Here is a 14,723-nt window from a genome sequence, read left to right on the forward strand (position 1 = left end):
GCGTTACGCTAGAGAGTCGCCCCCTGCCAGCCCACGAAGGTCGAGATGTCTGCCGAGTCCGTCTTCCCACAGCTCGAAGCGCTGCTCCCGCATGTGCAGAAGCCGATCCAGTACGTCGGCGGTGAGCTCAACTCCACCGTCAAGGCCTGGGACGAGTGTGACGTCCGCTGGGCGCTCATGTACCCGGACGCGTACGAGGTCGGGCTGCCCAACCAGGGCGTCATGATCCTCTACGAGGTACTCAACGAACGCGAGGGCGTCCTCGCCGAGCGCACCTACAGCGTGTGGCCGGACATGGAAGAGCTCATGCGCGAGCACCGGGTGCCGCAGTTCACGGTGGACTCGCACCGCCCGCTGCGCGCCTTCGACGTGTTCGGGCTCAGCTTCTCCACCGAGCTCGGTTACACCAACATGCTCACCGCCCTGGACCTCGCGGGCATCCCGCTGGAGTCCAAGGACCGCACGATCGACGACCCGATCGTGCTCGCGGGCGGCCACGCGGCCTTCAACCCCGAGCCGATCGCGGACTTCATCGACTGCGCGATCATCGGCGACGGCGAGCAGGCCGTCCTCGACATGACGGAGATCGTCCGGGCGTGGAAGGCCGAGGGCCGCCCCGGCGGCCGCGAGGAGGTCCTGTTCCGCCTGTCGCGCACCGGCAGCGTCTACGTCCCCGCCTTCTACGACGTCGAGTACCTGCCGGACGGCCGCATCGCCCGGGTCGTACCGAACAGGTCGGGCGTGCCGTGGCGGGTCTCCAAGCACACCGTCATGGACCTCGACGAGTGGCCCTACCCCAAGCAGCCCCTGGTCCCGCTCGCCGAGACCGTCCACGAGCGCATGTCCGTGGAGATCTTCCGCGGCTGCACCCGCGGCTGCCGCTTCTGCCAGGCCGGCATGATCACGCGCCCCGTGCGGGAGCGAAGCATCACCGGCATCGGCGAGATGGTGGAGAAGGGCCTCAAGGCGACCGGCTTCGAAGAGGTCGGCCTGCTCTCCCTCTCCTCCGCCGACCACACCGAGATCGGTGACATCGCCAAGGGCCTCGCCGACCGCTACGCCGACGACAAGATCGGCCTCTCGCTGCCCTCGACCCGGGTGGACGCCTTCAACGTCGACCTCGCCAACGAGCTGACCCGCAACGGCCGCCGCTCGGGCCTCACGTTCGCCCCCGAGGGCGGCTCCGAGCGCATGCGCAAGGTCATCAACAAGATGGTCTCCGAAGAGGACCTGATCCGTACCGTGGCGACCGCCTACGGCAACGGCTGGCGCCAGGTGAAGCTGTACTTCATGTGCGGCCTGCCCACCGAGACCGACGAGGACGTCCTCCAGATCGGCGACATGGCGGTCAACGTCATCGCCAAGGGCCGCGAGGTCTCCGGGCAGAACGACATCCGCTGCACCGTCTCCATCGGCGGCTTCGTGCCCAAGCCGCACACCCCCTTCCAGTGGGCGCCGCAGCTCAGCGCCGAGGACACCGACGCCCGCCTCACCAAGCTCCGCGACAAGATCCGCGGCGACAAGAAGTACGGCCGCTCCATCGGCTTCCGCTACCACGACGGCAAGCCCGGCATCGTCGAGGGCCTGCTCTCGCGCGGCGACCGCCGGGTGGGCGCCGTCATCCGCGCCGTCTACGAGGACGGCGGCCGCTTCGACGGCTGGCGCGAGCACTTCAGCTACGACCGCTGGATGGCCTGCGCCGACAAGACGCTGCCCGCCTACGGCGTGGACGTCGACTGGTACACCACCCGCGAGCGCACCTACGAGGAAGTCCTGCCCTGGGACCACCTCGACTCGGGCCTCGACAAGGACTGGCTCTGGGAGGACTGGCAGGACTCGCTCGACGAGACCGAGGTCGAGGACTGCCGCTGGACCCCGTGCTTCGACTGCGGGGTCTGCCCGCAGATGGACACGTCGATCCAGATCGGCCCGACGGGCAAGAAGCTGCTGCCGCTGACGGTCGTCAAGTAGCGCTACTCGGCTCGAGCCGAGGTGTTGCCGTGTCCATCTGTGCCCAGATGGACACGGCAACGTCGTGCAGGGGCCTGGGTACGGATACTCAGACGATGTGAGCGACCGCACGGACAGTTGGGGAACAGCTGTTTTGTAACGTGTGTGGGCAGCAAGATCGACGAGTGCACCGGCCGAACGGGGCGCCCCCACCGGGCCCGGGGCCACGGGGAGGGGACCGCACATGGCGTGGGACGAGTGGGAACAGCTCAAGGCCGATGCCGTCGCGCGCGACGGCGGCGCAACCCGCATGCAGATCAATGGTGTTCCGCCGGACGGGGCGAACGCGTCGGCGGGGAGTGAAGTCACCGGGGGACTCAAGACGACCAAGGCCGCGTGGATGAAGGCCGGAGTCGGCGTGGGCGACCAGCGGGAAGGTCTGGGGAAGGCACTGACCGCGCTGAGTGAGGGCCAGAAGGGCCTCGGCTTGACCGAGGGCTGCCTGACGGCCGCGGCGCAGGACAAGGTGTACGCGTCGTGGGCGCGCTATGTGCGGGACCTCAATGAGAAATGTGGGTCGCTGCAAGGCATTCTCGACCAGACGGGCCACGATCTGCTGCGGACCGACAAGACGGTCACGGGTGCGCTGGAGCAAGTGCAGATCAAGTATCAGGACACGCCCGCTGTCGGTGGCGACGCGCGGAACCGGTGATCCGCGGCCATGGACCTTGCGACTCTGCGGAAGCTCAAGCCGTACGCATTCGCCGCGGCCGCGGACGGATACCGAGCTCTCAGCGACCGGGCGGGTGCATCGAGGGACGACTTGACCAATCGAGTCGTTCCCGGAATGCGTGAAGCTCTTTCCGGTGACGCCGCGGCTGCGGCGATCGGGAAGATTCAGCAGTTGGTGGAGAATTTCCAGTACACCCAGGCTGAATGCGGGCTGATCAGTGCGGCCCTGAATGGGTTTTCGCACGACATCGAGGCGGCGAAGAAAAAGCTGGATGCCGCGATCGCCGATGCTGAGGCCAATAAGCTCACCGTGAACCCGGACGGTTCCGTGAGCTACCCGGCCGGCGGCAAACCGAGTGCCCGCGCGCCTGCTCCGGGTGGCAAGACGTCTGGACAGACGGACCCCACCGCCCAGGCGCTCAACCGCCAAGCCGCCAATTTCGATCCCAACCCCGGCTTTCGGCTCGCACAGGAGTGCGCGGATCGTATCGCCGCGGCATTGAAGGAAGCGACGGAGGCCGACACCAAATGGGCTCCGAAAATCCAAGCGCTGACAGCGGATGACGACTTGACCGTTTCGGCACGCGACTGGGCTGATGCCGAGTCCGACACGCAGGGAGTCGCCGAGGTCGCGGACGAGTACCTCCACTCCCTTGCGCCGCCCGAACGAGGAACTCCGCAACAGAACGCGGACTGGTGGAAGTCCCTCAGCGCCGAAGATCGCTCCGCGTACCTGTCGGTCCACCCCGACACGATCGGCGCCCTGAACGGGTTGCCCGCGGACGTACGCGACGAGGCCAATCGCTCGATCCTCACGGAAAAGCGCGCCCAGGACCAGGTGGAACTGGACTCGATCCCCCCGGAGCCAACCAACAAGTACACCTACATCACAGCGGGCGGATACGCCTCGAAGGTCTACACCGACGAATGGATGGAGTGGAACAAGAAGTACGCGGATCGGAAGGCTCAGTTGACCGATTCCGTCAAGGCCATGGGGCAGATCCAGATGCGATACGACACCTTCAACGGAGACCCCACGGTCCGTCCGTACCTGCTGGGGTTCGACGACAAGAAGCCGGGCCACGTCATCATGTCGATCGGCAACCCGGGTACGGCTGACAATGTGACGACATATGTACCGGGGACGGGCGCGAAGCTCACCGAGATCGACGGGGCGATACGTCGTGCCGAGCAGTTGCAGACCAAGGCGGCGTCCACCGACCCCCTGCACTCCACCGCTTCCATCATGTGGCTCGGCTATGACGCTCCCCAGGACGTCATGGGCGACGCAATGGATCCCGCGTTCGCCGACGCTGCCAAAGATCCACTGAGTGACTTCCTCACCGGGGTGGATACAGCCCATGGTGGCAACGTGAACTCAACTGTCCTCGGCCACAGCTATGGCTCCCTCGTAGCGGGTGAGGCGCTGCGCGATCACCCCGAGCTCCCGGTCGACAACGCGATCATGGTGGGCAGCCCGGGGCTCGGAGTGAACCACGCGAAGGACCTGAACATCCCGGCCGACCACGTGTGGGCGGCCACGGCAAAGAACGACCTCATCAATCTCGCTCCACCACCGTCAGGCGCATTGGCTCCCCTCAACCCCAAGGCGTACATGCACCTGTTCGACGACCACTCGATCCTCTACGGCTATGACCCCACGTCCGACGACTTCGGAGGGCAGACGTTCCATGTGGCGGACGGGAAGGCCCCGGGGTCGGACGGGTTCATGCCCGCCCACTCGCAGTACTGGGAGGGCGAATCGCTCGCAAACATGGCAACGATCGCGACCGAAGGAAAGCCGTGAGACTTCGCTCGGTCGTCATGGCCACGACGATCTCGATCATGATGGTGGGAGTGGCGGCATGTGGCATCGGAAACAGCGGCGAGAGCGGCAGGACCACACAGAATCGGGTCGGCACGATGGATGGGCAGCAGGCGACCAAGCGGGCAGAGGAGATCATCCACCAAGCCGTGGACGGGATGGTGCCCAAGCCGACCTTGAAGCGGATCGGTCCCGCGCCGGTGGGCCCGTGCCTGGCTGATGACAATGCCGCGGCAACCGGACGCAGGCAGGTCGGTCTCACCTACCAGTTGACCGATGTGCCGGGAAGCGCGGCCAAGCAGTTGCTCCGTCATGCTCGCGATGCCTGGGTCAAGGAGGGGTACACCTTCACCTCTTCCGACGCCGACTGGAGCGTTCCGTTCCCCAAGTTCTTCATGCGTACGTCCACCGACGATTTCTGGATGAACGGCCTCATCGGCCCGACCAACAAGGAGACCGGCGAGGGCATCGCGGCGATTTCCGTCACGTCTCCCTGCTTTGCCGGCACCGCAAGCACGCCTTCGGGAGCCGGGCCGGCCGCTTACCGGACGTCGCCCGGGACGTCGGACGCGGAACGTCGCGTGCTGGGGCACTCGAGCCGGATCTACGAAGCCTTGGGGGTGCGTCACCAGCCAGGGACCGACGACGGGGTGAGTCGCGTCGAGGACGGCACGGACGTGCTGACGCATCACACGTGGTCGACCGTGCCCCTCGGCGGGGAAGCGCGAAAGGGCGTGATGCGCCGCGGGCGCGACAGTTTGGGTGGAGCGGGATGGGACGTGCGGGTCCTGTCTCCGCAGAGTGATGAGGAAACGATCGTGGCACGTCACCCCGCGGACGGCAGTCTCGCCCGTGTCGCGGCATCGGCCGATGGCTCGGTGCGGGTCGCCGTCACGGCAGTTGAGCACGAGAGTGACCGGCCGGCTTGAGCCCTCACGACAGCGAGGCCGAAGTCGGCGTGACGTCCGGCGACGGCACCTGCTCGCTCCCCGACAGTGCGGGTGTGCCGAACTCGCGCAACGGCCGGGGCCCAACGTGCGTCCCTGTCCAACTGGAGAACCGCCCGGCCCCGCAGGGCCCCGAAGGCTGCCTGACCGTGGCGATCCGCATCCCGGTGCGCATCGTGGTGCTGGTCCTCGTCGTGCCCGTACGCATCGTCTGGGACCTCCTGGTGGTCGGCGCCAAGGGCCTGCGGCGGGTGGTGCTCGCGCCCCTGTGGCGGGGGCTCGTGGTGATCCCGTTCGGATGGTTGTACCGGTGGGTGCTGACCCCGCTGGGGCGCTCAACGGCCTGGCTGGCAAGGGGAGTTGGCGCGGTCCTCGCCGCGGTGGGGGAGGCGTTCGGGACTGCCGTCGCCTGGGTTCTGGTGACGCTGATCGCGGCCCCCTCGGCCTGGCTGTACCGCAGCGTGCTCAAGCCGCTCGCCCGGATCATTGGCCGGGCCGTCAAGGGCGTCGTGCTCGGCCTCGCCCGGACGCTGTGGGCGGTGTTCGTGTGGCCCCCGGTCACCCTGTGGCGCCGGCTCCTGAAGCCGCTGCTGCGCTATGGAATCCTCCTGCCCGCGGCCTGGTTTGGCCGCACCCTCAAGACCGCCGCCGCTTGGCTCTACCGCGCCGCCCTCACACCCACCGGCCACGCCCTGGCCCGACTGGCCGCGCTGATCGGGGCCGGTCTCGTGGCGGTGGGGCGAGGGATCGCGGCGCTGGGCGTGCTGTTGGTGGTCGTGCCGGTCGTGTGGCTGTACCGGTGGGTGCTGACGCCGCTCGGGCGGGGGATCGCCGCCGCCGTACGGGGCATCGGGTACGCGATCGGCCGGCTGGCCGCGCTCATCGGCGCCGGGTTCAGGGCGCTGGGGCGGGGGATCGCTGCGCTGGGCGTGGCGTTGGTGGTGGTGCCGGCGGTGTGGCTGTACCGGTGGGTGCTGACGCCGCTCGGGCGGGGGCTGGTCCTCGTCGTACGGGAGATCGGGCACGCGATCGGCCACGCCTGGCGGGTCGCCGGACACCTCTCACGGGCGATCGGCCGGGGCCTGAGATGGCTCGCCCGCAACCTCGTGGGGCGCCCGACGCGCTGGGTGTACACGGTGATCCTGACGCCGCTGGGCCACGGGGTGCGCAACGCCGTGCTGCGACCGGCCGCCCGCGCCGTGCGCGAGGCGGGCCGCGCCGCACGCCAGGCGCTGGCCTCGGCCCGCGAGACCGTGCGCGCCGCCCGGCAGGAAGCGTGGCGGGCGCTGGTCGGCGGGTCGCCCCGGGAACGGACCGGGGACCGGGCGCGTACTCTGGGTAGTACAACTACTGCCTCCGGCGCGGTGCCCGCCCCCGAGATCTCCCTCAGCAAAGCGGAGGGATGAGCCGGGCGGCGTACGGTCCGTGACCGGAGGGGCCCCCACTGGACGGTGGGCGGCGCCCACCGCGTCCGCCCCGCACCGAGGAGAAGAACCACTGGGCAAGCGACAGCCCGAAGGCCCGCCGCCCGCACCTGCGGTGCAGCGCATCCGACTGCGCTACACCAAGCGCGGCCGCCTCCGGTTCACCAGCCACCGTGACTTCCAGCGCGCCTTCGAGCGGGCCCTGCGCCGCGCCGAGGTGCCCATGGCCTACTCGGCGGGCTTCACCCCGCACCCCAAGGTCTCCTACGCGAACGCCGCGCCCACCGGCGTCGGCTCCGAGGCCGAATACCTGGAGATCGCGCTCACCGCACGGCGCGACCCCGAGAAACTGCGCGCCCTGCTCGACGAGTCGCTGCCCACCGGGCTCGACATCATCGACGCCGTCGAAGCCCGCACCTCGGGCCTCGCCGACCGGCTCACCGCCTCCATCTGGGAGCTCCGCTTGGAGGGCGTCACCGTGGAGGCGGCCGCGAAGGCCGTCGACACGTTCCTGGCCGCCGAGACCGTCGAGGTCCAGCGCAAGACCAAGAACGGCATGCGCACCTTCGACACCAGAGGCGCCGTCGCCGAGCTTCAGGCGCTCGCCCCGCAGGCCGATAGGCCTCTCGGCGACGCCTGTGCGATACTGCGGCTGGTAGTGCGGCACCTGACACCTGCCGTACGACCCGACGACGTCCTGTCCGGTCTCCGAGCTGTGGCCGACCTGGCGCCGCCGGTCCCCGCAGCGGTGACCAGGCTGGCGCAGGGGCTCTTCGACGAGGAGTCCGGCACGGTGACCGACCCGCTCGCGCCCGACCGCGAGGCAGCCCCGGCCGCTCCACAAACGGCCGCCGGGACCGTCTCTGCGACGGCGCCGGAAGGTCCCGCCGCGTAAGGGCGGTCGTTGAAGCGCAGCCCTGGCACTCGGAGCCACCTGGGTCGGGCCGCGCACTGACCTGAAGACTTTCGCCAGGCCGTACACACACCGCGTACGGAACCGGCGAGCCAGACATAACAGCTCCCGTGCGGCGCCCGCGCCCCGGACGGCGGCACCCGCGCACATCACGCGGGCCGTGCCGCCGGACCGGAACAGGCGCGGCGCCCGGGAGCGTGACGGGAGCTACGCCCGCATGCTTGAGCAGAACGAATCCGGTACCACCCGGGACAACGACCAGAACAGCCCCAGCGACACGCTGCCGCCGCGCCGCAGGCGCCGCGCGGCGTCGCGGCCCGCGGGACCGCCGGTGGGTGCCACCCCCGGCGAGCAGGCCACCGAGCCGACGGCACAGGCCGCCGAGCCGGCCGCGCCCGCGGCCGAAGAGCCCGACGCCGCTCCGGCGCCGCGCACCCGCCGTCGTGCCACGCGCAAGGCGACGGCTCCGGCCGGTGCGCCGCAGGCCGCCGAGGAGATCGTGGAGGCCGCCGCCGCCCCGGTCGTGGCCGAGGTGCCCGCCGCCGAGGAGGCCGAGGCCGCTCCGGCGCCGCGTGCCCGTCGTCGTGCCACGCGTAAGGCGACGGCTCCGGCCGGTGCGCCGCAGGCCGCCGAGGAGATCGTGGAGGCCGCCGCCGCCCCGGTCGTGGCCGAGGTGCCCGCCGCCGAGGAGGCCGAGGCCGCTCCGGCGCCGCGTGCCCGTCGTCGTGCCACGCGCAAGGCGACCGCTCCCGCCGGTGCGCCCCAGGCCGCCGAGGAAGTCGTCGAGTCCGCCCCGGCCGCCGTCGCCGAGGCGCCCGAGAGCGCGTCCGAGACCGTCGAGGAAGCCCCCGAGGCCGCCGCGCCGCGTACCCGCCGCCGTGCGACCCGCAAGGCCACCGCGCCGCAGACCACGGTCGCGGCCCCCGCCGAGATCGTCCCGGACGACGAGGACGAAGAGGCGGAGGAGACCCCGGAGGCCGTCGCCGAGGCCCCCGTCGCCGACGAGCCCGCCGAGGCTCCGGCGCCCCGCACCCGCCGCCGCGCCACCCGCCAGGCCACCGCCCCCGCCGGCGCGCCCCAGGCCCCGGCCGAGGAGGTGGCCGAGGCCGAGACCCCGGCCGCCGCGCAGGACGACGCGCCGCGCGGCCGCGGCCGCCGCCGGGCCGCCCGCCCCGTGTCCACCCCGCAGTTCACCCCGGTCGAGCCGGAGCCGCAGCCCGCGCCGCAGGCGGAGGAGCCCACGACGGGCCGTACCCGCGGCGCCTCCGGCCGCCGCCGCGCCACGCGCCCCGCCGTCGCCGTGTTCCAGGCGCCGGTCTTCACCGAGCCCATGTTCCAGACCCCGGAGACGGCCGCGGCCGCCGCTGCCGCCGCCCGCGTGGAGGAGCCCGAGGAGGCCGAGCCGGTCTCCGTCGAGGCCGTCGAGACCATCGAGGCACCCGAGCCGGCCGCCGAGCCGCAGGGCCGCTCGCGCCGTCGCCGCCGCCGTGGCGAGGCCGCCGAGCCGGTACCGGACAAGGCCCTCGACGAGTCGGTCGACGAGCACGTCGATGAGGCCGCCGAGGCCGACGCCGAAGCGGAGTCCGACGACTCCGACGACGACCGCCCCTCGCGCCGTCGCCGCCGTGGCGGCCGTCGCCGCCGCCGCGGTGAGCCCGCCGAGGCCGAGGACGCCGCCGAGGAGCACCCGGACGAGCAGGCCGACCAGACCGAGGCCGTCGAGTCCGACGACGAGCACGACGAGCACGAGGACGAGGACGAGGACGGCACGCCGTCCGCCGCCGGAACCAGCAGCAGCCGCCGCCGGCGCCGCCGCCGTCGCCGCTCGGGTGACTCCGGCCCCGACGGCGAGCAGGGCCCCGACGACCCGGAGCGTACGGTCGTCAAGGTCCGCGAGCCGCGCACGGCCCGCGAGCGCATCGAGTCCGCGTCCGGCTCCACCTCCTCCGACGAGGTCCAGTCCATCAAGGGCTCGACGCGTCTGGAGGCCAAGAAGCAGCGCCGCCGCGAGGGCCGCGAGCAGGGCCGCCGCCGCGTCCCGATCATCACCGAGGCCGAGTTCCTGGCCCGCCGCGAGGCCGTCGAGCGCGTCATGGTCGTCCGCCAGAGCGGCGAGCGCACCCAGATCGGCGTCCTGGAAGACAACGTGCTCGTCGAGCACTACGTCAACAAGGAGCAGGCCACCTCGTACGTCGGCAACGTCTACCTGGGCAAGGTCCAGAACGTGCTGCCGTCCATGGAGGCCGCGTTCGTCGACATCGGCAAGGGCCGCAACGCCGTCCTGTACGCCGGCGAGGTCAACTTCGAGTCGCTCGGCATGGGCAACGGCCCGCGCCGCATCGAGGCCGCCCTCAAGTCCGGCCAGTCGGTGCTCGTCCAGGTCACCAAGGACCCGATCGGCCACAAGGGCGCCCGCCTGACCAGCCAGGTCTCGCTGCCCGGCCGCTACCTGGTCTACGTGCCCGAGGGCTCGATGACCGGCATCAGCCGCAAGCTGCCCGACACCGAGCGCGCGCGTCTGAAGACCATCCTCAAGAAGATCGTCCCCGAGGACGCGGGCGTCATCGTGCGCACCGCCGCCGAGGGCGCCAGCGAGGACGAGCTGCGCCGCGACGTCGAGCGCCTCCAGGCGCAGTGGACCGACATCCAGAAGAAGGCCAACCAGATCTCGACGTCCTCGCCGTCGCTGCTCTACGGCGAGCCGGACATGACCGTCCGCGTCGTCCGCGACATCTTCAACGAGGACTTCACGAAGGTCATCGTCAGCGGTGACGAGGCGTGGGAGACCATCCACGGCTACGTCCAGCACGTCGCCCCGGACCTCACCGAGCGGCTGACCCGCTGGACCAGCGAGGTCGACGTCTTCGCGACGTACCGGATCGACGAGCAGCTCGCCAAGGCCCTGGACCGCAAGGTCTGGCTGCCGTCCGGCGGCTCGCTGGTGATCGACAAGACCGAGGCGATGATCGTCGTCGACGTCAACACCGGCAAGTTCACCGGCCAGGGCGGCAACCTCGAAGAGACCGTGACGAGGAACAACCTCGAAGCGGCCGAGGAGATCGTGCGCCAGCTGCGGCTGCGCGACCTCGGCGGCATCGTGGTCATCGACTTCATCGACATGGTCCTGGAGTCCAACCGCGACCTCGTCCTGCGCAGGCTGCTCGAATGCCTGGGCCGTGACCGCACCAAGCACCAGGTGGCCGAGGTCACCTCGCTCGGCCTGGTGCAGATGACGCGCAAGCGCGTGGGCCAGGGCCTGCTGGAGTCGTTCTCCGAGACCTGTGTCCACTGCAACGGGCGCGGCGTGATCGTGCACATGGAGCAGCCGACCTCGGTCGGCGGCGGCACCGGCAAGCGCGCCAAGAAGCGCGGCCGCGGCGGCGCCGAGCACGACCAGCACACCCACGAGCACGAGCACGACGTCGTGGACGCCGAGCTCGTCGAGCCCGAGGACGCCGAGCTGGAGGCCGTCGAGTCCGAGGCCGAGGTCGCCGCGGAGATCGCGGCGCCGATCGCGCTCGCCGAGCCCGAGTTCGTGCCCGACGAGGAGCTGTACGGAAGCGTCGCCGAGGCGGAGGCCGCCGCTCGCGGCGGACGCGGCCGGGGCGGCCGGGGGCAGCAGGGTGCCACCTCGCGCCGCCGCGCCACCCGCAAGGCCTCGGCTCCGGCCGGTGCGCCCCGTACGGCCTCCGACGAGACGCCGCAGGCCCCGGCCGCGGCGGTCGTGGAGCCGGAGGCCGAGCAGGCTCCGGCGGCGGTGACGGTCGCCTCGTTCATCGAGGACGACGCGCCGCGCGGCCGCACCCGTCGCCGCGCCACCCGCAAGGTGTCCGCCCCGGCCGGCGCTCCGGCCTCGGCCGTCGCCGAACCGGTGGTCGTCGTCACCGAGCCCGAGCCGAAGGTTGAGGAGCCCGCGGTGCGGGAGCCGGTGGCAGAAGCGGCCGCGCCCGCCGTCGAGGAGGCGCCCGCCGCCGCCCCGCCGCGTGCGCGCCGCCGCGCCACCCGCAAGGCGACGGCCCCGGCCGGCTCGCCCTCGGGCGCCGAGGAAGCCGCGATCGTCGTCGTGGAGGCCGCCCCGGCGGCCGAGCGGACCGAGTCGACGCAGCCCGCCGAGACGGCGCCGGCCTCCGAGCCGACGGAGTCCGCCGAGGAGGCCGCACCGGCCAAGAAGGCGGCCCGCAAGACGGCGAAGAAGGCCACCGCGAAGAAGGCCGCCACCAAGAAGACGGCGGCCAAGAAGACCGCGGCGAAGAAGACGACCGCCAAGAAGGCCACGGCCAAGAAGACGGCGGCGGCCGAGCAGCAGCAGTCGTCGGTCTCGGTCTCGACCGAGAGCTGACGGCCGGCAGGTGGCCGCAGACGGATATCAGGTGACGGATATCAGGTGTCAGACAACGCCTGACAGTCATCGGCTATCGGCCGGCCGCCACCAGGCAGTGGGCAACGGCTGACAACTGCCGCCCCGCGCCGAGCAGTTGGCCCGCACGCGGCCCAGGAGCCCGCCCCCGGACACCGGGGGCGGGCTCCGTCGTACGGGCGGCTAATGGGCGGGGTTTGGTCGCTGAGCAGCGCGGGTAATGACGCTGGTTTGACCCACCACGTCCGGCCCCGTAGCCTTGTCCCTCGGCGTGTTTATATACGCGCCTGCCCCTGAGCACCTCACCTCCCGGTCCGCCGGGGGAGGCCCCCTGCTTTCTGCGGGAGGGCTGGCTTCAAGGGTCCCGTATCGAGCGAGAGAGAGATCCGCGTGTACGCCATCGTGCGCAGCGGTGGTCGCCAGCACAAGGTTGCTGTCGGCGACATCGTTGAGGTTGACAAGATTTCCACTGCCAAGGTTGGCGACACGGTCGAGCTCTCGACCCTGCTCGTTGTCGACGGCGACGCCGTGACCAGCGACCCGTGGGTGCTGGCCGGGATCAAGGTCACCGCCGAGATCGTGGACCACCACAAGGGTGCCAAGATCGACATCCTTCGGTACAAGAACAAGACCGGTTACCGCCGTCGCCAGGGCCACCGCCAGCAGTACACGGCGATCAAGGTCACCGGCATCCCCACGGCTGCGAAGTAAGGGACTGAGGAGACATGGCACACAAGAAGGGCGCATCGTCCACTCGGAACGGTCGCGACTCCAACGCTCAGCGGCTCGGCGTCAAGCGCTTCGGCGGCCAGACCGTCAACGCCGGTGAGATCCTGGTCCGCCAGCGCGGCACCCACTTCCACCCGGGCGCGGGCGTCGGTCGCGGTGGCGACGACACCCTGTTCGCCCTGGAGGCCGGTGCGGTGCAGTTCGGCACCCACCGTGGCCGCAAGGTCGTGAACATCGTTCCGGCTGCCTGATCACTTAGGCATCTGTAGAGCGATTCCAGCGGAGGCGGACCTCACTTCCCTTTCGGGAAGCGGGTCCGCCTTTCGCGTGTTACAGAATAGACATCCCCGTATCTTCCCCCGGCCCGGCAACGGACGGGGGCCTCAGGAGGCACATCCCATGACCACCTTCGTGGACCGCGTCGAGCTGCACGTCGCCGCGGGTAACGGAGGCCACGGCTGTGCCTCCGTCCACCGTGAGAAGTTCAAGCCGCTGGGCGGCCCGGACGGCGGAAACGGCGGCCGTGGCGGCGATGTCACCCTGGTCGTCGACCAGTCCGTGACCACGCTTCTCGACTACCACCACTCGCCGCACCGCAAGGCCACCAACGGCCAGCCCGGCGCCGGTGACAACCGCTCCGGCAAGGACGGCCAGGACCTGGTCCTGCCCGTGCCCGACGGCACCGTCGTCCTCGACAAGCAGGGCAACGTGCTGGCCGACCTCGTCGGCGAGGGCACCACCTACGTCGCGGGCCAGGGCGGCCGCGGCGGCCTCGGCAACGCGGCGCTCTCCTCGGCCCGCCGCAAGGCCCCCGGCTTCGCGCTGCTCGGCGTCCCGGGCGAGTCCGCCGACATCGTCCTGGAGCTCAAGAGCGTCGCCGACGTGGCCCTGGTGGGTTACCCGAGCGCGGGCAAGTCCTCGCTGATCTCGGTGCTCTCCGCAGCCAAGCCGAAGATCGCGGACTACCCGTTCACGACGCTCGTCCCCAACCTCGGTGTGGTGACGGCCGGCTCGACCGTCTACACCATCGCCGACGTCCCCGGCCTGATCCCCGGCGCCAGCCAGGGCAAGGGCCTCGGCCTGGAGTTCCTGCGCCACGTCGAGCGCTGCTCGGTGCTCGTGCACGTCCTGGACACCGCCACGCTGGAGTCCGGCCGCGACCCGGTCTCCGACCTCGACATGATCGAGGAGGAGCTCAAGCAGTACGGCGGTCTCGACGACCGGCCGCGCCTGGTCGTCCTCAACAAGATCGACATCCCGGACGGCCAGGAGCTCGCGGAGATGATCCGCCCGGACCTGGAGGCCCGCGGCTACCAGGTCTTCGAGGTCTCCGCCGTCGCCCGTACGGGCCTGAAGGAGCTGTCCTTCGCGCTCGCCGGGATCGTCGCGCAGGCGAGGGCCGCCAAGCCCAAGCAGGAGTCGACCCGTATCGTCATCCGGCCCCGTGCCGTCGACGACGCGGGCTTCACCGTCGTCTTCGACGAGGCGAACGAGGTCTACCGGGTGCGTGGCGAGAAGCCGGAGCGCTGGATCCGCCAGACCGACTTCAACAACGACGAGGCCGTCGGCTACCTCGCCGACCGCCTCAACCGCCTCGGCGTCGAGGAGGCCCTGATGAAGGCCGGTGCGCGCGCGGGCGACGGCGTGGCCATCGGCCCCGAGGAGAACGCGGTCGTCTTCGACTGGGAGCCGACGATGATGGCGGGTGCGGAGATGCTGGGGCGGCGTGGCGAGGACCACCGCCTCGAGGCGCCGCGTCCGGCCGCGCAGCGGCGCCGGGACCGGGATGCGGAGCGGGACGAGGCGGACCAGGAGTTCAAGGAGTTCGGCCCCTTCTGAGGCTGGG

Annotated in this window: 10 protein-coding genes; all 10 read left to right on the top strand. The window is 71.0% G+C overall.

Annotated features, from left to right (window positions below; genetic code table 11):
* Positions 1-45: 45 nt before the first annotated feature.
* The 10 genes from N4G70_RS02000 (at position 46) to obgE (ending at position 14,716) form a co-directional block, all read left to right on the top strand.
* Positions 46-1,971, top strand: a complete 1,926-nt coding sequence (locus N4G70_RS02000) for a TIGR03960 family B12-binding radical SAM protein (RefSeq protein WP_261710603.1) — start codon at positions 46-48, stop codon at positions 1,969-1,971.
* Between the two features lie 223 nt (positions 1,972-2,194).
* Positions 2,195-2,662 (top strand): hypothetical protein, encoded by a 468-nt coding sequence (locus N4G70_RS02005; RefSeq protein ID WP_261710604.1) that lies wholly within the window; start codon positions 2,195-2,197, stop codon positions 2,660-2,662.
* A 135-nt stretch (positions 2,663-2,797) separates the two neighbouring features.
* Positions 2,798-4,489, top strand: coding sequence for an alpha/beta hydrolase family protein (locus N4G70_RS02010; RefSeq protein WP_261710605.1), 1,692 nt, complete (start codon positions 2,798-2,800; stop codon positions 4,487-4,489).
* Between the two features lie 17 nt (positions 4,490-4,506).
* Positions 4,507-5,436, top strand: coding sequence for a hypothetical protein (locus N4G70_RS02015; protein WP_261710606.1), 930 nt, complete (start codon positions 4,507-4,509; stop codon positions 5,434-5,436).
* Positions 5,433-6,860, top strand: a complete 1,428-nt coding sequence (locus N4G70_RS02020) for a hypothetical protein (protein WP_261710607.1) — start codon at positions 5,433-5,435, stop codon at positions 6,858-6,860. The genes N4G70_RS02015 and N4G70_RS02020 overlap by 4 nt, the downstream gene beginning before the upstream one ends.
* A 133-nt stretch (positions 6,861-6,993) precedes the next feature.
* Entirely contained in the window at positions 6,994-7,773 is a 780-nt protein-coding gene (locus N4G70_RS02025; protein ID WP_261710608.1) for a TIGR03936 family radical SAM-associated protein, read from the top strand.
* 235 nt (positions 7,774-8,008) lie between these two features.
* On the top strand, positions 8,009-12,130 hold the full coding sequence (locus N4G70_RS02030) for an Rne/Rng family ribonuclease (RefSeq protein WP_261710609.1): 4,122 nt from the start codon (positions 8,009-8,011) through the stop codon (positions 12,128-12,130).
* A 408-nt stretch (positions 12,131-12,538) separates the two neighbouring features.
* Positions 12,539-12,859: a 50S ribosomal protein L21 gene (gene rplU / locus N4G70_RS02035; protein ID WP_120723413.1), complete on the top strand. Its 321-nt coding sequence runs from the start codon at positions 12,539-12,541 to the stop codon at positions 12,857-12,859.
* A gap of 14 nt (positions 12,860-12,873) precedes the next feature.
* On the top strand, positions 12,874-13,128 hold the full coding sequence (gene rpmA / locus N4G70_RS02040; protein ID WP_120723414.1) for a 50S ribosomal protein L27: 255 nt from the start codon (positions 12,874-12,876) through the stop codon (positions 13,126-13,128).
* A gap of 148 nt (positions 13,129-13,276) precedes the next feature.
* Positions 13,277-14,716: a GTPase ObgE gene (obgE, locus tag N4G70_RS02045; RefSeq protein ID WP_261710610.1), complete on the top strand. Its 1,440-nt coding sequence runs from the start codon at positions 13,277-13,279 to the stop codon at positions 14,714-14,716.
* Positions 14,717-14,723 lie beyond the last annotated feature (7 nt).

This window comes from Streptomyces sp. ASQP_92 (assembly GCF_025399895.1).
Lineage (GTDB): Bacteria > Actinomycetota > Actinomycetes > Streptomycetales > Streptomycetaceae > Streptomyces.

Coding starts and splice junctions, on each gene's coding strand:
- N4G70_RS02000 (WP_261710603.1), top strand. CDS start 46: ATGTCTGCCGAGTCCGTCTTCCCACAGCTCGAAGCGCTGCTCCCGCAT.
- N4G70_RS02005 (WP_261710604.1), top strand. CDS start 2,195: ATGGCGTGGGACGAGTGGGAACAGCTCAAGGCCGATGCCGTCGCGCGC.
- N4G70_RS02010 (WP_261710605.1), top strand. CDS start 2,798: ATGCGTGAAGCTCTTTCCGGTGACGCCGCGGCTGCGGCGATCGGGAAG.
- N4G70_RS02015 (WP_261710606.1), top strand. CDS start 4,507: ATGGCCACGACGATCTCGATCATGATGGTGGGAGTGGCGGCATGTGGC.
- N4G70_RS02030 (WP_261710609.1), top strand. CDS start 8,009: ATGCTTGAGCAGAACGAATCCGGTACCACCCGGGACAACGACCAGAAC.
- rpmA (WP_120723414.1), top strand. CDS start 12,874: ATGGCACACAAGAAGGGCGCATCGTCCACTCGGAACGGTCGCGACTCC.
- obgE (WP_261710610.1), top strand. CDS start 13,277: ATGACCACCTTCGTGGACCGCGTCGAGCTGCACGTCGCCGCGGGTAAC.